This is a genomic window from Pseudomonas sp. KD5, assembly GCF_012932895.1.
Classification (GTDB): Bacteria; Pseudomonadota; Gammaproteobacteria; order Pseudomonadales; family Pseudomonadaceae; genus Aquipseudomonas.
The window spans coordinates 35173-53886 of the sequence record NZ_JDWJ01000003.1 but is presented as its reverse complement, the minus strand read 5'-3'; the positions used below and the strand labels follow the sequence as shown (position 1 = coordinate 53886).

Below are 18714 nucleotides of genomic sequence, written 5' to 3'. Positions count from 1 at the left end.
CAAATTAAATCTCTGCACCACATCATAATAGAATCAAAGGAATGAATATGGAATTTCATCTAGAGCCTTCTGCAGCAAAAATCCTGAGCATCAAAGACTTTCCTTTTTTCACTCTGACTCGTGACACTTGGGACGATTATGGAAAGAAAACACTTTTCACGTTATGGGTTTACAAATCAACGTCTCTTCGGACATCTCTAGGCAAAATAAAAATTATCTCAAACGATGAAAGCCATTACGACTCAAATGGCTACGTACTCATCCCCGACCCCTTTACAACATTACCAGAAGCCTATTGCTCATTAGGCCAAGACCTTGAATTCTATAACAGAGTAGCGAACAACTTAAATAATGAATCCGCACAACTACTTGACTCTTTGAACGACCTAGCAACAAACCCTGGCTTAGTCGACGATTTTGACCACCTTGATGTGTATACGAGCTCGCTCATTCGTTTCAGCGAAGCTGAAAAATCTTTAAAAAGAGGATTAAATACTCTACAAAAAACCTCATTTGACGAGGAGTTCGACTTTAATTTTTCTTGTCGCATAGGAAGTGCGGATACTGAACATGATGCAAACTTCAAATTTATAAAAAACACAGAACTCCCCAATAGAGTGATAGCTATCGTCGGGGGCAATGGCACAGGCAAGACTCAATACCTATCAAAATTATCTCTTGCTTTAAGTGGTGAAGAGGCGCATGGAACATTCTCTCCTAGCCGACCTCTCTTCAACAAGATCATAGCTGTTTCTTATAGTGCATTTGACAAATTTAAACGCCCCCGAACAAAAAAAACTTTTAGTTATAAATACTGCGGCCTGAAAGATGACAGCGGTTTCATGACCCCCAAAAAGCTCGAGAGCATCTACAAACAGGCCTGTGATCGAATTGTAAAGTCATCCAGAGTTTCCCACTGGAGTGCGGTGCTAAGCATAATTATTGATCCTCCGATATTAAACAATATTTATGAAGATCTTTTCGTAAAAGAACTATATTCAAAAGTAGCTCACAACAGTGAGGGAACGTTGAGTTCCGGCCAGAGCATTCTAATGTATGTAATCACCGAGATCATTGCAAACATAAGAGACGACTCTCTGATCTTATTTGACGAACCAGAAATGCACCTGCATCCGAATGCAATTTCAAAACTTGTAATAATGCTTAACCACTTACTAAAAAATTTTAATTCGTACGCTATTCTGGCGACCCACTCCCCTATTATCCTACAAGAAATACCTTCGACAAACGTTAGAGTTTTTGAACGCACAGGAAACACGCCCAATGTTCGAAACTTGGACATTGAAACCTTTGGCGAAAATTTGACAACAATTACAAAATCAGTATTCGAAACCGTAAACACCGAACAAAACTACAAAAAAGTTTTAAAACTATTGTCAGCAAAGCATTCATTCGAAAATATCCAGGCAATGTTTTCAGGACGATTAAGTTTAAACGCAGAAATCTACTTGAAGGGGTGCTATACAGAATGAAAAACTTTAAATATCTCCCCGACCAGCACTTCACCTATTTCCAGCAAATAGTTAACGCAAAACAAAATACGGTAAAAACGAAACCGAACGAAAAAAAAGCCGCCCTGATTCTTATATCTGCAGCCATAAAGACAAAATACGAACATTATGAGTCAAATTTTGACAAAATAAAACTTCACTTGATCGAAGACTCCACATATGCAGGACTAGAAAAAATTAGTTTGCTAGACACTTACACGGGCAATGGCAAACAACTTGACGCAATGAAAACAGCAATAAAAAAACTTCAACACGTCGACTGGCAAAATACCTGCCCCTACTGCGGAATACTTTCACCAAATTCGACTGACCACTACTTACCTAAAGATAACTACCCTGAATACGCAGTCTTGGCAATCAACTTAATTCCTTGCTGCCTTGAATGCAACGGCAAAAAAGGGGATTACTGGAGATTAAACCACAAGCGAAAGATAATAAACTTTTATCTTGACGAAATACCTACCCAGGAATTCCTTACCTGCAATATCACATATGAAAATGGCATTCCGGTAGCGAGATATAAACTAGTCCATAACGAAGGAATCCGAATTGAATCTTTCGAAATGATCACATCACACTTCGCGAGATTAAATCTACTAGAGAGATACAAAGAGGCATCCAATGACGAAATAACTAATACCTTAGACTCTATTACTGCATTCTCCATGCGATTTCAGCCTCATGAAATCAAGGAAGACCTAAAGTCCTTTTATAATAAAACCGTATCGCGCTTTGGGCAAAGTCATTGGCGCTGCGCTCTCATGAAAGGAATGTTCAATAGTGAGGAGTTTGTACAGTATGTATCACTAAAAATAAAGGCCGAAAAGATCGAATCAGCCCTTGGTCTTTAGCCATCATCAAAAAAATTAATATATGGCACTCGTCAAAATAGAAGCCCAATAATTTGGCGTCTCCACTCAAAGAGACGTCAACTTAAAATATAGCTCCCTATCCTCAAAAAATATAACAGGTCAAAACCGCGTTTAAAGAATCGCTCTCTGCGGCGTCACGCCAAACCGCGTCCGGTAATCACTCGGCGCTAGCCCGGTAATCTTTTTGAACGTCGCCCGAAACGCACTCGGGTCCTGATAACCCACGGTCCAGGCAATGTGATCAATGGTGCCGTTGGTGAATTCGAGCATCTCGCGCGCCTTGCCGACGCGCAGGTGCTGGCAGTACTCGGTGGGTTTCAACCCGGTCGCCGCGCGGAATCGCCGCAGGAAGGTGCGCTCTTCCAGCCCCGCCCGTTCGGCCATTGCCGCCAGCGAGACATCGACCGCCCCGGTGCTTTGCAGCCAATGCTGGACCTTGAGAATCGAGGCATCGCCATGGCTGAGAATCGGTGAAAAATTACTGCCGCATTCGCTCGCGCTGTCGCTGTGCTCCACCACCAGAAAGCGTGCCGTGCTGGTGGCGATGCTCGGCCCCAGTAAACGGTTCACCAGGCGCAATCCCAGCTCTGACCAGGCCATCAGCCCGGCGGTGGTGATCAGATCGCCGTCATCGACGATGGGCGTGTCGGCCTTGAGCTTGATCGCCGGGTAACGCTCGGCGAAGGCTTTGGCCGAGGTCCAGTGGGTGGTGGCGCTCCGACCGTCGAGCAGACCGCTTTCGGCCAACAGTATAGAACCCACGCAAACTCCGCCTAGGGTCGCGCCGCTGGCGTGTTGCTGACGAATCCAGCGAATCAGTCCCTGCGGTGCCTGGCCCTTGGAAAAACCCCCAATCGAAGGCGGGATCAACACCGCCACCAGCGCGCCGTCCGGACCGGGTTGACTGTCGTAGACCCGCTCGGGCGCCTGATCGCCCTCGACCCGCCAATGGCTGATCCGCAACAACGGCAACTGCGCCGTCTGATGCTCGGCGGCAATCCGGTTGGCCACCCCGAACAGATCCGTCAGCCCATGCACCGCCGCCATCTGCGCGCCGGGATAGATCAGCACGCCCAATTCGACGACTGCCCTTTCTACGCCCATTGTCAGTTTTCCCCCTTCTATTGTCGGTGCGGCCAATCCTCGGACGGCCTGCAAAACCTGATACTTGAATCACGCCCAACAAGCACTTCGAGGAAACACTCATGACCAAGCAAGCACTCATCGTAGTCGATATCCAGAACGACTACTTCCCTCAGGGCAAGTGGCCTTTGGCAGGCGCCGATGCCGCCGCAGACAACGCTGCACGGCTGATCCAGGCCTTTCGCGAGGCCGGTGACGCGGTGGTACACATCCGCCACGAGTTCACCTCCGACGCCGCGCCGTTCTTCACCCCGGGCTCCGACGGCGCGAAGCTGCACCCCAAAGTCCTCAACCGCGCCGATGAACCGGTGGTGCTCAAGCACTTCGTCAACGCGTTCCGCGAAACCGAACTCAAGGCCATCCTCGACCAGCAAGGTATCGAACACCTGGTGGTCGTCGGCAGCATGAGCCACATGTGCATCGACGGCGTCACCCGTGCCGCAGCAGACTTCGGCTATACGGTCACGGTGATCCACGACGCCTGTGCCACCCTTGACCTGGAGTTCAACGGCGTCACCGTCCCGGCCGCCCATGTGCATGCCGCGTTCATGTCGGCCTTGGGGTTTGCTTATGCGAGCGTGGTGTCCACCGATGATTTTCTGGCTGGTTAGATGAGAGGCCCGTTCCACAGGATTACGCTTAACTGACCGGAATCATGCTGCTTCCCTTCTTTTTCATACACCTGCGCAACCGTCGAAAAAATCTCACGCGTGAGCTATTGAGGTCCGCAAATATTGCCTGTAGTGTTTCTCACGCGTGAGTTTTTTCACAACGGGATCAGCACCATGAAAAGCAGCTCTCCATCAGATCCGCCTACCGGGTCTGTTACCGATTCAGCGAGCCGCAAAGGAGAGCGCTCGAAACCCTCCGCGAAAAAACCATCGAGCTTCTACATGAAGCAGATGCGCGCGGGCCTGGGTGCCGCCGGCTATGTGAAACACGAGACTTGGGTGCTTCCCGAAAATCGAAGCCTGCTCAAGCAGATGGAGAAACAGCTACGCCAACCGATTCTGGCTGGCTCATTCATGTCGGAGAATTACATGAGCGCAGGTAATAACTGGAACATCGATCGCCTCTACAGCGCCCTCCAGGCCCTCGACGAAGTGGTTGCGAACGAAATCACCCTCTCCCTCGTTCAAGGCTCCGAATCCAGCATCAAGCTGGAAATGAACGATTTCGGTGGCTTGCCGATTTACATCGCGGTGGTGGGCGATCAGATCATCGTCGATACCGTTCTGGTCGATGTCGAGTCGATCAACGACGTCCCGGCCTTCAACGATGCCGTGCTGCGCAGCCGGGAAATGTTCCCGCTGTCCTCGATCGGTATCGAGTCCATGCCCAACGGGCAGGTCGTTTACAACATGTTCGGCGCGCTGAGCTCCGACTCCAGCCTGACCAACGTCGTGACTGAGATCAAAACCCTCGTCGACAACGTCCAGCGCGCCAGCGAAGCCTTTGAACGCTTCTTCAATTAATTATTCGGGAACAGGATATATCCAATGACTCAGTCCATCTGGAGCAAATTGTTCACCGCGTTGCGTGGCGGTGCCAATGAAGTCGGCGAATCGATCGTCGACCAACAGGCCCTGCGCATTCTCGACCAGGAAATTCGCGATGCGGACAGCGCGCTGGCCAACGCCAAGCGTGAGCTGGTCACCATCATGGCCAAGCACAAACTGTCGGCTGACCGCGTCAGCGAGTACAACGCCAAGATCAAGGACCTGGAATCCAAGGCCCTGGCCGCCATCCAGGCCAACCGCGAAGACCTGGCACTGGAGGTGGCCGAAGCCATTTCGACCCTGACCAATGAACTGGATGTCGAGCAAAAGCAGGCCACCGAATTCGGTGGATACGCCGACAACATGCGCAAAGACATCACCAAGGCTGAAAACCGCATCAAAAGCCTGCGCCAGCAAGTGGACATGGCCAAGGCTCGCGAAAGCGTACAGAAAGCCCAGGTCAGCGCTTCGATCGCCAGTGGCGGCGCCAACGGCAAGCTGGAAACCGCCGTCGGTACGCTGAACCGCCTGCAGGCCAAGCAGCAGCAACGCGCCGCTGAACTGCAAGCCCAGGACGAACTGGCCGACGCGTCGACCGGCACCGACCTGGAGCGCAAGCTTCGCGAAGCCGGCATCACGCCGGATGAAGGCAGCGCCAATGCGATCCTGGAACGCCTGAAGAAAAAATCGGCCGAGTAAGCAATACCCCAGCAGAAAGGGCATTCATTGCCCTGATGCCAGTCAGTCAAGTGCGCTGACCCTGTGGCGAGGGAGCAAGCTCCCTCGCCACAACTTTACTCAGTGCTTGTTCTATCTCTTAACTGGCAGGCATTAATTGATCGCCCTTCTTTACTGCCGAGTCGAGGTCAAGGATGGATGCCCTGAAGGGTTTCAAGACAATCGCTGGCCTGGCCATCTTCATGGTTGCGCTGCAACTGCTCAATGTGGCGACCGGCTACAGCCTTAACGCCTTCGGCCTGGTTCCGAGAACCCTGCACGGACTGGTCGGCATCATCACCTCGCCTTTCTTGCACACATCCTTTGCGCACCTGAGTGCCAACCTGATTGCCTTTTTGATCCTCGGTACCCTGGTCATCGTCGAAGGGCTCAACCGGTTCATGGCCGTCAGCGCTATCATCATTTTGCTGGGCGGTTCGCTGATCTGGCTGTTCGGTTTTGCCGGCGTGCATATCGGTGCCAGCGGCTGGGTGTTCGGGCTGTGGGCGTATCTTCTTTCGCGCGCCTGGTTCCAGAGGAGCTGGAGCAACCTGATAACGGCCAGTGTCGTGGCCCTGCTTTATGGCGGGCTGATTGTTGGCTTCCTTCCGCGCCGGGGCATTTCCTTCGAAGGGCATATTTTTGGTGCAATCGGCGGTTTTATTGCAGCCAAGGTACTGTTATCTACGCCGCGCAGCAGGTTTAATGCCGCCCGGTAACCGCACTCGAGCACTCAGATGCCCGAGCGATTACGTCGCCAGGAATGAGCCCCCAAGGAGTCAGGGATGTAATGTCGATTTTCCTTTTATTGCGCGCGTACGCTGCGTCCTTCTTCCATCGCTTCGGCTGGGCCGGCCTGGCCATTGCGCTGGGCGTACACCTGAGCACGGCCTGGCTCGGCCTGGCGTTTCTGGGCGAACAACACCTCATCGCTCCCGCCACGTTCACCTACTTCTATCTCACCACTACGCTCACCGTCGGCTACGGCGATCTTGCGCCACAGACAGCTGCGGGACGGATTTTCGTGGCCACCTGGGTCATGCTCGGGGGCATTGCGCTGCTGACGGCAGCCATCGGCAAAACCACCAGCAGTGTCATCGATGTATGGAGAAAAGGCATGAAGGGCAAAGGCGATTTCACCGGCAAGGTCGGCCATACCGTTCTCATCGGCTGGGAAGGCGCGTCCAGCGAGCGGGTTATTGAGTTGCTGCTGCAGGACGAAACGTCCAATGACAACCTGATCGTCATTTGCGATTGCGACCTCGAAGAAAACCCCATGCCGGGCAAGGCCGCCTTTATCAAAGGTGAAAGCCTGTCATCTGCCGCGCTTTTGCTGCGTGCCGGCGTGCCTGGCGCCGAACGCGTACTGGTGCGTACCCATTCAGATGATCTGACCCTGGCCACCGTGCTGGCGGTCAATCAACTGAGCCCGGTCGGGCATGTGGTCGCCCACTTCAATGAAAATGAAATCGCCGCGCTCGCCAGCGCCTACGCGCCCAGCCTGGAATGCACCTCAAGCATGGCCATCGAGATGTTGGTGCGCGCCTCTCAGGATCCGGGCTCGTCAGTGGTCATCAATGAATTGCTGTGCGTGGGCCAAGGCGCCACCCAATACCTGATGAGACTGCCCGAAACCTTTGAAGCAACGTTCGGCGATCTGTATGCACAGATGAAAGAACGCCATAACGCGACCCTTATCGGCTACCGCGCCAAAGGCGCCCGACAGCCTTCGATCAACCCGCCCGGCGCCACTCGCGTCAAGGGCGGCGAACTCTTCTACATCGCCTCTACTCGCCTCAAGGAAATCTCCAATGGGATGGTTTAAACAGTTGCTGGGGCTTGAGGCCCCGAACGCGAATACCGAATCGAAATGGACAGCCAGCGGAACCTCGCCTGTCGCCGGGCCTCTGGGCCTGGCATTTGGCAAAGGGGTTATGTTCGACACCACCCTGAAGCTGTTGCTCGACGGCAACACCAACGTGATCATCCCTGGCTCCCAACAGATCTGGAGCGCCGGCACCGTTGATCTCGGGCAGTCGAACTGGCTGTCGCGCTATTACATGAACGACGAGGATTACTGGCTGCAAGTGCACACCACCGGCGACATCGCCGGGCAGGTCGAGTCGGTGATCCTGTTCAACTACCTCAGTTACGTCACCATCAACAGTGAAGCGGAGCTGCGGCGGCTGGCCGGCCCTCAAAGCCTGATCGGGCTGCCGACCTACACCCTAAACGGGGTCGAATACACCCGCGAATGGGGCACCGAGAACGGCCAGACCGAACTGGTGCCGTTGAGCGAACACCTGAAGAATCCGGATGAGACCTACAGCATCGGGCACCGTTCGATGTTGTACGCCCGCGAAACCGGCCTGACCGATCGCCGGGAATTCCTGCTGTTTTCCGTCGAAGAAGACGCCGAGGGCACCATCAGCTTGAGCACTTCGCTGGGTATTTCGCTGTACACCACCGACCTGAACACTTTTTAAAAAGGAAGAAGTCCATGCTTGAAGCGCTCTCAATCTCCCTGAACAAAGCCGCCGTACTCGGGTTTGTTTTGTACATCCTCGGCGCCGCCGTGCTGTTCGCGCTGTTCCAGTTCATCTACACCCGAATCACACCGCACCGGGAATTCGAACTGATCCGTGCGGGCAACGTTGCGGCCGCCATCGCACTGGGAGGCGCCATCATCGGATTCGCCATTCCGGCCAGCAATGTAATCGCCTACTCGATCAGCATTCTGGACTTCGTCGTCTGGGCGGTGATCGCCGCTTTCGTCCAACTGCTGGCGTTCCTGGTGACCAGCCTGGTGCTCAAAGGCGCCTCTGAACGCATCAAGAACGGCGAAATCGCTGCGGGTATCTATGTCGCGGCAGTGGCCATCAGCGTCGGCATGTTGAACGCCGCGTGCATGACCCCTTCCCAGAACTGATTGCGCCACGGAGATTGCGATGAAACGAAGCAAGTACGTTCAGCTCTCGCTGGCGGCATCGGTCGCCATGGCCATATCAGGCTGCGGGCCGACGGAAAAAACCTACGAGATACACAAAAAGTACAATTTCCAGTCCGTTCAGCAGTGCGCCGATGAAAAGCTCCCGGTCGACATCTGTTCTGACGCCTATATGAAGGCCATGGCCCAGCATCGAAGCATTGCGCCGGTGTACGACAACCAGGCTGATTGCGACGCCGACTTTGTCGCCGACTGGTGCCAGCAGGATTCCGCCGGCAAATTCATCCCCAAGCTCGGCGGCTTCGAACTGAGTGCCGATGGCGAGGTGACGCAGTCCGAAGTGGACGCGGCCAAGGCTAAATTGCCCGCATCGGAAGCCAATGCCGCAGGGTCGGGCTTCTCCGGCAGTAGCCTGCTGACGGGACTGTTGATCGGCAACATGCTCAGCAACAACCGCAACAGTTACTACTCCGAGCCGGTCTACCGCTATCGCGATGATCGCGGTGACTACTCGTCCTCGACACTCAGTCAGCGGGTATCGTCAGGTTCAACCTTCAACAGGTCCAATCAGGCGCGGTACGGCAGCAGTGGCAGTTACACCGACACCATCACCCGCAGCAAGCCAGTGTCCGTTGCATCATCCACTTCCCGCGGCGGCTTCGGCAGCCAGGCCAGCGCACGCAGTGGCTGGGGTGGATCAGGCAAGAGCTTTGGCGGTTCGAGCAGCTAAGGGAACAAGGCCATGAAGAAAATCCTCTGCGCAGAGCGTCATGACTGGAAACAGACCGCCGAAAGTCTCGGCTTTCTGTTCCATACCATCGACGACGAACCCTATTGGGACGAGAGCGCGTACTACCAGTTCACGCTCAAGCAGATCGAGAACGACCTCGAAGACCCGACCACCGAAGTTCATGAGATGTGCATGGACCTGGTGGCGCGAGTGGTGCAAAGCGAAGAGTTGCTGGAGCGCCTGAGCATCCCCGCGCCGTTCTTCGACATGGTTCGCACTTCATGGCTCGAAGGCCACCCGCACCTGTATGGGCGCATGGACTTCTCCTACAACGGCAGCGGGCCAGCCAAGCTGCTGGAACTCAACTACGACACGCCGACCAGCCTGTATGAGGCCGCGGCGTTTCAGTGGGGCTGGCTGGAGCAATGCATCGAGCGCGGCTTGCTGCCCAGGCACGCCGACCAGTTCAACAGCATCGACACCAAGCTGCATCAGGCTTTTGCCCAACTGCAGCTCAAACAGCCCTTCTATTTCGCCTCGATGAAAGACTCGGTCGAAGACAAGGGCACCACCGACTACCTGCGCCTGGTCGCGGAAAAGGTCGGCATCAAATCGCGGCACATCGATATCGAGGACATTGGCCTCACCAGTGACGGACGTTTCGTTGACCTCGAAGATCGCTGGATCCCTCACCTGTTCAAACTGCATGCCTGGGAGTTCATCTTCCACGAACCCTTCGGCACAGCGATTGCGCAGAGCGATACGCAGTTTTTCGAACCACCCTGGAAATCCATCATCTCCAACAAGGGCATCCTGCCGCTGCTGTGGGAGTTCAACCAAGGTCACCCGAACCTGCTCGCGGCGCATCTGGACTCCGATCCGAGTAAAGCGGTGCCCAAAGGTTGGGTCCGCAAGCCGTTCTTCTCACGGGAAGGCGCAAACATTGAGCTGCAAACCGCTGAGGGTCTGATCGTAAAAGAGGACGGCCCCTACACTGATGCGCCGTTTATCCTTCAGGAGTTTGCCCCGCTGCCGAAATTTGGCGACAGCTACACGCTGATCGGCTCCTGGGTAATCGGGGATCAGGCAGCCGGTATCGGCGTGCGTGAGGACAACAGCTTGATTACCAAGGATTCGAGCCGGTTCTTGCCGCATCTGATACTCGACTGAGCCCTCCATCGCCCACTAAAAAGGACTGGTGTCGACATATCGTCAGACACCTACAAGACTTACTGCGCAAATGCCGGATAATGGCGGCCATTCGTTTAGCCGTTATTCTGGTAATCCCCCATGGAAATCAAGGTCAACTTTCTCGACAACCTGCGACTTGAAGCCAAGTTCGATGACTTCACGGTGGTGGCCGATCAACCTATCCGCTACAAGGGCGATGGCTCGGCACCGGGTCCGTTCGACTACTTCCTGGCTTCGTCGGCGTTGTGTGCGGCGTATTTTGTGAAGTTGTACTGCAACACGCGCAATATCCCCACGGATAACATCCGCCTGTCGCAGAACAATATTGTTGACCCTGAAAACCGCTACAACCAGATTTTCAAGATCCAGGTCGAGTTGCCGGCGGACATCTCCGACAAGGACCGCCAGGGCATCCTGCGCTCCATCGACCGTTGCACCGTGAAAAAAGTGGTGCAAGCCGGGCCTGAGTTTGTGATCGAAGAGGTGGACAACCTCGACGCCGATGCCCAGGCGTTGTTGATGCCTGCTTCCAACTCAGGGGCGAGCACCTATATTGCCGGCAAGGATCTGCCGCTGGAGCAAACCATCGGCAATATGTCGGCCATTCTGGCGGACCTGGGCATGAAGATTGAAATCGCCTCGTGGCGCAATATCGTGCCCAATGTGTGGTCGCTGCATATCCGCGATGCGCACTCCCCGATGTGCTTTACCAACGGCAAGGGTGCGACCAAGGAAGGCGCGTTGGCGTCGGCGTTGGGCGAGTTTATCGAGCGACTCAACTGCAACTTCTTCTACAACGACCAGTTCTGGGGCGAAGACATCGCCGACGCAGCGTTTGTGCACTACCCGGACGAACGCTGGTTCAAGCCTGGCCGTAAAGATGCACTGCCGGCCGAAATCCTCGACGAGTACTGCCTGAAGATTTACAACCGCGACGGCGAGCTGCGTGGTTCCCATCTGATCGATACCAACTCGGGCAATGAAGAGCGCGGCATCTGCTCGCTGCCGTACGTGCGCCAGTCCGACGGCGAGGTGGTGTATTTCCCATCCAACCTGATTGAAAACCTGTTCCTGAGCAACGGCATGAGTGCCGGTAACACGCTGGCCGAAGCCCAGGTGCAGTGCCTGTCGGAGATCTTCGAGCGCGCGGTAAAACGCGAAATCATCGAAGGTGAATTTGCCCTGCCGGATGTGCCGGCTCACGTGCTGGCGAAGTACCCTGGAATACTGGCCGGGATTCAGGCACTGGAAGAGCAAGGGTTCCCGGTGCTGGTGAAGGATGCGTCCCTGGGAGGTGAATTCCCGGTGATGTGCGTCACGTTGATGAACCCGCGTACCGGCGGGGTGTTCGCCTCGTTCGGCGCGCACCCGAGCCTGGAAGTGGCGCTGGAACGCAGCCTGACCGAATTGCTCCAGGGCCGCAGCTTCGAAGGCCTCAACGACCTGCCCCAGCCGACGTTTGAAGGTCATGCGGTGACCGAGCCGAATAACTTCGTCGAGCACTTTATCGACTCCAGCGGCGTGGTGTCGTGGCGCTTCTTCAGCTCAAAATCGGATTACGAATTCGTGGAGTGGGACTTCTCCGGCCAGGGTGAAAACTCGAATGCCGAGGAAGCCGCGACCTTGTTCGGCATTCTCGAAGGCATGGGCAAAGAAGTGTACATGGCGGTCTACGAGCATATCGGTGCAACGGCCTGCCGCATCCTGGTGCCAGACTATTCGGAAATTTATCCAGTAGACGATCTGATCTGGGATAACACCAACAAAGCGCTGTTCTTCCGCGCCGACATCCTGAACCTGCATCGCCTGGACGAAGAAGAGCTGCAAGCGCTGGTTGAGCGTCTGGTGGAAAGTGAGCTGGACGACTACACCGACATCACCACCTTGATCGGCATCGAATTTGACGACAATACCGCCTGGGGTCAGCTGACGATCCTGGAGTTGAAGCTGCTGATCTATCTCGCCTTGCAACAATTTGAAGAAGCGAAAGAGGCGGTGGAAATGTTCCTGCAGTACAACGACAACACGGTTGAGCGCGGCTTGTTCTATCAAGCCGTGAATGTGGTGCTGGAGATGAAACTGGACGAAGACCTGGAACTGGAAGACTACGAGGCCAACTTCCGCCGGATGTTTGGCAACGAGCGGATGGATGCAGCGATCGGATCGGTGAACGGCAGCGTGCGCTTCCATGGCTTGACGCCGACCAGCATGAAGCTGGAGGGGCTCGATAGACACTTGCGCCTGATCGACAGCTACAAAAAACTGCACATGGCGCGGGCCAACATGACCTCTCTGTAGGAGCCGGCTTGCTGGCGATCCAGGCGCCGCGGTTAACCAGACAAACCGAGTTATCGTTCATCGCCAGCAAGCCGGCTCCTACAATCTGGTGCGCAAAAGAAAACCCCCGACCAGTCGAGAGGACTGATCGGGGGTTCCAGACCTAAACTTTACAAAAAAGTCTATGGTAATGCCTAGAACGGAATATCGTCATCAAAGCTGTCGAAATCCGGAGCCGGTTGCGGTGCGGCCTGCGGAGGAGCCGGGCGCGACTGTTGCGGTGCCGACTGCTGCGGACGCGGAGCCTGCTGGCGTGGGGCTGGAGCGGATTGCTGGTAGTTATTGCCCCCGCCTTGTTGGTCGCCCTGCTGTGGACGGCCGCCCAGCAGTTGCATGGTGCCTTGCATGTCGACCACGATTTCAGTGGTGTAACGCTTGATACCGTCTTTTTCCCACTCGCGGGTCTGCAGCTTGCCTTCGATGTAGACCTGCGAACCTTTACGCAGGTATTCGCCGGCGATTTCGGCCACTTTGCCGAACATCGAAACACGGTGCCATTCGGTCTTCTCGACCTTCTGACCGGTTTGCTTGTCGGTCCACTGTTCGCTGGTCGCCAGACTCAGGTTGGTCACGGCGTTACCGTTAGGCAAGTAGCGAACTTCGGGATCCTGGCCGCAAGTGCCGACCAATATGACTTTGTTAACCCCACGGGCCATAACGTTCTCCTAGGCTACGCACGCTGCCTCGGCCGGGTTGTTCACCAGGCGCTCAAGGGTCGTGCGATCCAATAGTTCTGTGTCCAATTTGATGTAAATCGCCGCTTCATCAGCAACGATCACCGCATCTGTTACCCCTACGACGGCCTTCAGGCGCTCAACCAGACCCGCTTCGCGGATCGCCTCGGGCGACAACGGCAAGCGCAGGCTCGTGACGTAAGGTGGTTCGCGCATGGTAACAGCAAAGGCCAGCCAAAGTGCAGCCAGCCCGGCACATCCCAGGAACACAACCGACAAACCGCCGTGCTGAAACAGCCAGCCGCCGAGGATCCCGCCCAGTGCCGAACCGAGGAACTGACTGGTGGAATAAACCCCCATCGCCGTGCCTTTGCCGCCTGCCGGTGAAACCTTGCTGATCAGCGACGGCAAGGACGCTTCCAGCAGATTGAACGCGGTGAAAAACACCACCGTGCCGATTACCAGAGCCCGCAAGCTGTCGCCGAACTGCCAGAAGAATAGCTCAGTGAGCATCAGCGTCAGCACCGCGCCCAATAAAACTCGTTTCATTTTGCGTTTCTTCTCGCCGTAGATAATGAACGGGATCATGGCGAAGAAAGAAATCAGCAGCGCAGCGAGGTACACCCACCAGTGCTGCTCCTTGGGCAAACCGGCTTTTTCGACCAGCGCCAGGGGTAATGCAACGAAGCTCGACATCAACATCGCGTGCAACACAAAAATGCCCAGGTCCAGGCGCAGCAGGTCCGGGTGCTTGAGCGTCGGTATCAGCGCCTGACGCGCGACACCGGACTCGCGGTGCTGCAATGGCCCGGTGGCGCGCGGCACCATGAACATCACGATAACGATGCCAAGCAGTGCCATCCCGCCGGTGGCGAAGAACAGCCCAGAGAGGCCGAAGGCACGGGTCAGCAATGGCCCTACCACCATGGCGATCGCGAACGACAGACCGATCGTCATGCCGATCATGGCCATGGCTTTGGTCCGATGCTGTTCCCGGGTCAGGTCCGACAGCAACGCCATGACCGCCGCGGAAATCGCCCCGGCGCCCTGCAGGATGCGTCCGGCGATAACGCCCCAGATCGAATCGGCATTGGCCGCCAGCACACTCCCCAGGGCGAAAACGATCAGCCCCAGGTAAATCACTGGACGTCGACCGATGCGGTCGGAAATGAAGCCAAAGGGAATCTGAAAAATCGCCTGGGTCAGGCCGTAAGCGCCAATCGCCAACCCGATGAGGGCCGGGGTCGCGCCCGCCAGGTCCATCCCATAGGTCGCCAGCACCGGCAACACCATGAACATGCCAAGCATACGGAAGGCGAACACCAGGGCCAGACCGCTTGCTGCGCGGGTCTCACTGCCACTCATGCGTTCGCTGTGGGGATCGTGCATGGAAAAACCTCATGTGAACCGGCGGCGATTCTACCAGTCCCATCGATTGACGGGGTATATCGCGACGCTATGACGCGTACAGATGACGCAATCTTCACGCAAGGCTGCGCGCCCCTCATTTGATAGTGTGCATCCATCCAGTATTTGGCCGTATACTCCTACGTTTTCGACGCCCGCCGAGCGAGGCCACTTTGGACAAGATCCTGATTCGTGGGGCCCGAACCCACAACCTGAAGAACATCGACCTGACCCTGCCACGGGACAAACTGATCGTCATCACCGGCCTGTCCGGATCCGGCAAGTCGTCCCTGGCCTTCGACACGCTGTACGCCGAAGGCCAGCGCCGCTATGTCGAATCGCTGTCGGCCTACGCCCGGCAATTCCTGTCGATGATGGAAAAACCTGACGTCGACACCATCGAAGGTCTGTCGCCAGCGATATCCATCGAACAGAAGTCGACCTCGCACAACCCACGCTCGACGGTTGGCACCATTACCGAAATCTACGATTACCTGCGCCTGCTCTACGCTCGCGTCGGTATTCCGCGCTGCCCGGACCACGACATTCCGCTGGAAGCCCAGACCGTCAGCCAGATGGTCGACCTGGTGCTGGCGCAACCGGAGGGCAGCAAACTGATGCTACTGGCCCCTGTGATCCGCGAGCGCAAGGGCGAACACCTCTCGGTCTTCGAAGAACTGCGGGCCCAGGGCTTTGTGCGGGCCCGGGTCAACGGCAAGCTCTGTGAGCTGGACGAGTTGCCGAAGCTGGATAAACAGAAGAAGCATTCGATCGACGTCGTGGTCGACCGCTTCAAGGTCCGCGCCGATCTGCAACAACGCCTGGCCGAATCGTTCGAGACCGCGCTGAAACTGGCGGACGGCATCGCTCTCGTGGCGCCAATGGACGACGAGCCCGGCGAAGAAATCATCTTCTCCGCACGCTTTGCCTGTCCGATCTGCGGCCACGCCATCAGCGAGCTGGAACCCAAGCTGTTTTCCTTCAACAACCCAGCCGGCGCCTGCCCGACCTGTGATGGCCTGGGGGTTAAACAGTTCTTCGACACCAAACGATTGGTGAACAGTGAACTGACCCTGGCCGAAGGCGCGATCCGCGGCTGGGACCGGCGAAACGTCTATTACTTCCAGATGCTTGGCTCGCTGGCCGCCCACTACAAGTTCAGCCTCGAAGTGCCGTTCAACGAACTGCCGGCCGATCAGCAGAAATTCATCCTGCATGGTAGCGGCTCGCAGAATGTCGACTTCAAGTACCTGAACGACCGCGGCGATATCGTCAAACGTTCGCACCCGTTCGAAGGCATCGTGCCGAACCTGGAACGTCGCTACCGCGAAACCGAATCGGCTTCGGTCCGTGAAGAACTGGCCAAGTTCCTCAGCACCCAGCCTTGCCCGGATTGCCGTGGCACCCGTCTGCGTCGCGAGGCGCGACACGTTTGGGTTGGCGAGAAGACCTTGCCGGCGGTGACCAACTTGCCGATCGGCGATGCCTGCGAATACTTCGGCGTGCTGAAGCTGACCGGCCGCCGTGGCGAAATTGCCGACAAGATCCTCAAGGAAATCCGCGAACGCCTGCAGTTTCTGGTCAACGTAGGCCTGGACTATCTGTCACTGGATCGCAGTGCCGACACGCTGTCCGGCGGTGAGGCCCAGCGTATCCGCCTGGCCAGTCAGATTGGCGCCGGCCTGGTGGGGGTTCTGTACATCCTCGATGAACCGTCAATTGGCCTGCACCAGCGGGACAACGACCGGTTGCTGGGCACCCTCAAGCATCTGCGGGACATCGGCAACACGGTAATCGTGGTCGAGCACGACGAAGACGCGATTCGTCTGGCCGACTATGTAGTGGATATCGGCCCGGGCGCGGGTGTGCACGGTGGACATATCGTTGCCGAAGGTACGCCGGACGAAGTCATGGCTCACCCTGACTCTCTGACTGGCAAGTATTTGTCGGGCCGAGTGAAGATCGCCGTTCCAGCCAAACGCACACCTCGTAACAAGAAGCTGTCGCTGTCCCTCAAGGGTGCTCGCGGCAACAATCTGCGCAATGTCGACCTGGAGATTCCAATCGGCCTGCTGACTTGCGTGACCGGCGTGTCCGGCTCGGGCAAATCGACGCTGATCAACAACACGTTGTTTCCCTTGAGCGCTACCGCACTCAACGGGGCAACGACCCTGGAAGCGGCGGCTCACGACAGCATCAAGGGCCTTGAGCACCTGGATAAAGTCGTCGACATCGATCAGAGCCCGATCGGTCGCACGCCGCGCTCCAACCCGGCGACCTACACCGGGTTGTTCACGCCAATTCGCGAGTTGTTCGCCGGCGTACCGGAATCCCGCTCCCGCGGTTACGGGCCAGGGCGTTTCTCCTTCAACGTGAAGGGCGGGCGCTGTGAAGCTTGCCAGGGCGATGGCCTGATCAAGGTGGAGATGCACTTCCTGCCGGACATCTATGTCCCGTGCGACGTCTGCAAGAGCAAGCGCTACAACCGCGAAACCCTTGAGATCAAATACAAGGGCAAGAGCATCCACGAAACCCTCGAAATGACCATCGAGGAAGCCCGGGTGTTCTTCGACGCGGTTCCGGCCTTGGCCCGTAAGCTTCAGACGCTGATGGACGTAGGCCTTTCGTACATCAAGCTGGGACAATCGGCGACGACGCTGTCGGGCGGTGAGGCCCAGCGGGTGAAACTGTCCCGCGAGTTGTCCAAGCGCGATACCGGCAAAACCCTGTATATCCTCGATGAGCCGACTACCGGCTTGCACTTCGCTGATATCCAACAACTGCTCGATGTTCTGCATCGCTTGCGCGATCACGGCAATACCGTGGTGGTGATCGAACACAACCTGGATGTGATCAAGACCGCCGACTGGTTGGTGGACCTGGGGCCGGAAGGCGGCTCCAAGGGCGGCCAGATCATTGCCGTCGGTACGCCGGAAGACGTGTCCGAGATGAAGCAGTCTCACACTGGCTACTACCTCAAACCACTGCTGGCTCGCGACAAGGCCTGAATCAGGCCCATGAAAAAGCCCCTGTCACTTTGTCGGTGACAGGGGCTTTTTTGTGCGTCGCCGGTCTAAAAATCAGAACTGCGATTGCAGGTAATTCTCCAGACCGATCAACTTGATCAAACCCAGCTGTTTCTCCAGCCAATAGGTGTGATCTTCCTCGGTGTCGTTCAGCTGAATGCGCAGGATCTCGCGGGTGACATAGTCCTTGTGCAACTCGCAAAGCTCGATGCCTTTGCACAGAGCTGCACGAACTTTATATTCCAGACGCAGGTCAGCGGCGAGCATGTCAGGCACAGTGGTGCCAACATCGAGATCGTCCGGACGCATGCGCGGCGTACCTTCGAGCATCAGGATCCGACGCATCAGCGCATCAGCGTGCTGAGCCTCTTCTTCCATCTCGTGGTTGATACGCTCGTAGAGCTCGGTGAACCCCCAGTCCTCGTACATCCGCGAATGGATGAAATATTGATCACGCGCTGCCAGTTCGCCTGTCAGCAACGTGTTGAGGTAATCGATTACGTCTGGGTGACCTTGCATCGCCCTACATCTCCCTGCTTGAAAGGCTGTAGTTTGAACCAACCTGACCTGAAGGTCACTCGCCCGTCGCAATAAAAGCGAAGATATTCTGAGAAAATGGGTTCAAATAACGCAAAAAAC

17 protein-coding genes are annotated in these 18714 nt (G+C 56.0%); 13 read left to right on the top strand and 4 right to left on the bottom strand.

Annotation, left to right across the window (positions count from 1 at the left end; translation table 11 throughout):
* Nucleotides 1–47: 47 nt before the first annotated feature.
* Together AF70_RS07250 and AF70_RS07245 are read left to right on the top strand one after the other, a co-directional pair.
* Entirely contained in the window at nucleotides 48–1493 is a 1446-nt protein-coding gene (locus AF70_RS07250; protein WP_028938808.1) for an ATP-dependent endonuclease, read from the top strand.
* A complete protein-coding gene (locus tag AF70_RS07245; RefSeq protein WP_028938807.1) occupies nucleotides 1490–2383 on the top strand; it encodes an HNH endonuclease in 894 nt (297 codons plus the stop codon). Before AF70_RS07250 ends, AF70_RS07245 begins: the two co-directional genes overlap by 4 nt.
* A 132-nt stretch (nucleotides 2384–2515) precedes the next feature.
* Here AF70_RS07245 and AF70_RS07240 read toward each other — a convergent pair whose 3' ends face one another.
* Nucleotides 2516–3508 (bottom strand): GlxA family transcriptional regulator, encoded by a 993-nt coding sequence (locus AF70_RS07240; RefSeq protein WP_028938806.1) that lies wholly within the window; start codon nucleotides 3506–3508, stop codon nucleotides 2516–2518.
* Nucleotides 3509–3609: 101 nt separating this feature from the next.
* Between AF70_RS07240 and AF70_RS07235 the strand changes: the two genes are divergently transcribed.
* The 10 genes from AF70_RS07235 to AF70_RS07190 all read left to right on the top strand — a co-directional run bounded on the left by AF70_RS07235 (nucleotide 3610) and on the right by AF70_RS07190 (nucleotide 12929).
* Nucleotides 3610–4158, top strand: a complete 549-nt coding sequence (locus AF70_RS07235) for a cysteine hydrolase family protein (protein WP_028938805.1) — start codon at nucleotides 3610–3612, stop codon at nucleotides 4156–4158.
* A 282-nt stretch (nucleotides 4159–4440) separates the two neighbouring features.
* Nucleotides 4441–5022 (top strand): YjfI family protein, encoded by a 582-nt coding sequence (locus AF70_RS07230; protein ID WP_018925667.1) that lies wholly within the window; start codon nucleotides 4441–4443, stop codon nucleotides 5020–5022.
* A gap of 24 nt (nucleotides 5023–5046) precedes the next feature.
* On the top strand, nucleotides 5047–5745 hold the full coding sequence (locus AF70_RS07225; protein WP_007933675.1) for a PspA/IM30 family protein: 699 nt from the start codon (nucleotides 5047–5049) through the stop codon (nucleotides 5743–5745).
* A 173-nt stretch (nucleotides 5746–5918) separates the two neighbouring features.
* Nucleotides 5919–6482, top strand: coding sequence for a rhomboid family intramembrane serine protease (locus tag AF70_RS07220; protein WP_028938804.1), 564 nt, complete (start codon nucleotides 5919–5921; stop codon nucleotides 6480–6482).
* A 71-nt stretch (nucleotides 6483–6553) separates the two neighbouring features.
* Nucleotides 6554–7588 carry an ion channel gene (locus AF70_RS07215; protein ID WP_028938803.1) on the top strand — a complete coding sequence of 345 codons (1035 nt, stop codon included), beginning with the start codon at nucleotides 6554–6556 and terminating at the stop codon, nucleotides 7586–7588.
* Nucleotides 7575–8249 carry a DUF2491 family protein gene (locus tag AF70_RS07210; protein WP_019581405.1) on the top strand — a complete coding sequence of 225 codons (675 nt, stop codon included), beginning with the start codon at nucleotides 7575–7577 and terminating at the stop codon, nucleotides 8247–8249. The genes AF70_RS07215 and AF70_RS07210 overlap by 14 nt, the downstream gene beginning before the upstream one ends.
* Before the next feature lie 14 nt (nucleotides 8250–8263).
* Nucleotides 8264–8692, top strand: a complete 429-nt coding sequence (locus AF70_RS07205) for a DUF350 domain-containing protein (RefSeq protein ID WP_018925663.1) — start codon at nucleotides 8264–8266, stop codon at nucleotides 8690–8692.
* A 19-nt stretch (nucleotides 8693–8711) separates the two neighbouring features.
* Nucleotides 8712–9440 carry a DUF1190 domain-containing protein gene (locus tag AF70_RS07200; protein WP_019581406.1) on the top strand — a complete coding sequence of 243 codons (729 nt, stop codon included), beginning with the start codon at nucleotides 8712–8714 and terminating at the stop codon, nucleotides 9438–9440.
* A 12-nt stretch (nucleotides 9441–9452) separates the two neighbouring features.
* Nucleotides 9453–10610 (top strand): glutathionylspermidine synthase family protein, encoded by a 1158-nt coding sequence (locus AF70_RS07195; protein ID WP_028938802.1) that lies wholly within the window; start codon nucleotides 9453–9455, stop codon nucleotides 10608–10610.
* A 120-nt stretch (nucleotides 10611–10730) separates the two neighbouring features.
* The gene (locus AF70_RS07190) at nucleotides 10731–12929 is read left to right on the top strand and encodes an OsmC domain/YcaO domain-containing protein (RefSeq protein ID WP_028938801.1); all 2199 of its coding nucleotides are present in this window, start codon (nucleotides 10731–10733) and stop codon (nucleotides 12927–12929) included.
* 173 nt (nucleotides 12930–13102) lie between these two features.
* Here the strand turns inward: AF70_RS07190 and AF70_RS07185 are convergent, their stop codons facing one another.
* Together AF70_RS07185 and AF70_RS07180 are read right to left on the bottom strand one after the other, a co-directional pair.
* Entirely contained in the window at nucleotides 13103–13624 is a 522-nt protein-coding gene (locus AF70_RS07185; RefSeq protein ID WP_007933689.1) for a single-stranded DNA-binding protein, read from the bottom strand.
* 9 nt (nucleotides 13625–13633) lie between these two features.
* Nucleotides 13634–15031, bottom strand: coding sequence for an MFS transporter (locus tag AF70_RS07180; protein ID WP_019650831.1), 1398 nt, complete (start codon nucleotides 15029–15031; stop codon nucleotides 13634–13636).
* Between the two features lie 191 nt (nucleotides 15032–15222).
* Between AF70_RS07180 and uvrA the strand changes: the two genes are divergently transcribed.
* The gene (gene uvrA / locus AF70_RS07175) at nucleotides 15223–18057 is read left to right on the top strand and encodes an excinuclease ABC subunit UvrA (protein ID WP_007933691.1); all 2835 of its coding nucleotides are present in this window, start codon (nucleotides 15223–15225) and stop codon (nucleotides 18055–18057) included.
* A gap of 72 nt (nucleotides 18058–18129) precedes the next feature.
* On the opposite strand, the gene bfr is transcribed toward uvrA, so the two are convergent.
* Nucleotides 18130–18594 carry a bacterioferritin gene (bfr, locus tag AF70_RS07170; protein WP_019581411.1) on the bottom strand — a complete coding sequence of 155 codons (465 nt, stop codon included), beginning with the start codon at nucleotides 18592–18594 and terminating at the stop codon, nucleotides 18130–18132.
* Nucleotides 18595–18714 lie beyond the last annotated feature (120 nt).

Bases quoted from the DNA above. Each gene is read 5' to 3' on its own strand.
- AF70_RS07225 (WP_007933675.1), top strand. From the start codon at position 5,047: ATGACTCAGTCCATCTGGAGCAAATTGTTCACCGCGTTGCGTGGCGGT.
- AF70_RS07205 (WP_018925663.1), top strand. From the start codon at position 8,264: ATGCTTGAAGCGCTCTCAATCTCCCTGAACAAAGCCGCCGTACTCGGG.
- AF70_RS07200 (WP_019581406.1), top strand. From the start codon at position 8,712: ATGAAACGAAGCAAGTACGTTCAGCTCTCGCTGGCGGCATCGGTCGCC.
- AF70_RS07230 (WP_018925667.1), top strand. From the start codon at position 4,441: ATGAAGCAGATGCGCGCGGGCCTGGGTGCCGCCGGCTATGTGAAACAC.
- AF70_RS07215 (WP_028938803.1), top strand. From the start codon at position 6,554: ATGTCGATTTTCCTTTTATTGCGCGCGTACGCTGCGTCCTTCTTCCAT.
- bfr (WP_019581411.1), bottom strand. From the start codon at position 18,594: ATGCAAGGTCACCCAGACGTAATCGATTACCTCAACACGTTGCTGACA.
- AF70_RS07195 (WP_028938802.1), top strand. From the start codon at position 9,453: ATGAAGAAAATCCTCTGCGCAGAGCGTCATGACTGGAAACAGACCGCC.
- AF70_RS07180 (WP_019650831.1), bottom strand. From the start codon at position 15,031: ATGCACGATCCCCACAGCGAACGCATGAGTGGCAGTGAGACCCGCGCA.
- AF70_RS07220 (WP_028938804.1), top strand. From the start codon at position 5,919: ATGGATGCCCTGAAGGGTTTCAAGACAATCGCTGGCCTGGCCATCTTC.
- AF70_RS07190 (WP_028938801.1), top strand. From the start codon at position 10,731: ATGGAAATCAAGGTCAACTTTCTCGACAACCTGCGACTTGAAGCCAAG.
- AF70_RS07240 (WP_028938806.1), bottom strand. From the start codon at position 3,508: ATGGGCGTAGAAAGGGCAGTCGTCGAATTGGGCGTGCTGATCTATCCC.
- AF70_RS07210 (WP_019581405.1), top strand. From the start codon at position 7,575: ATGGGATGGTTTAAACAGTTGCTGGGGCTTGAGGCCCCGAACGCGAAT.
- AF70_RS07245 (WP_028938807.1), top strand. From the start codon at position 1,490: ATGAAAAACTTTAAATATCTCCCCGACCAGCACTTCACCTATTTCCAG.
- AF70_RS07250 (WP_028938808.1), top strand. From the start codon at position 48: ATGGAATTTCATCTAGAGCCTTCTGCAGCAAAAATCCTGAGCATCAAA.
- AF70_RS07235 (WP_028938805.1), top strand. From the start codon at position 3,610: ATGACCAAGCAAGCACTCATCGTAGTCGATATCCAGAACGACTACTTC.
- AF70_RS07185 (WP_007933689.1), bottom strand. From the start codon at position 13,624: ATGGCCCGTGGGGTTAACAAAGTCATATTGGTCGGCACTTGCGGCCAG.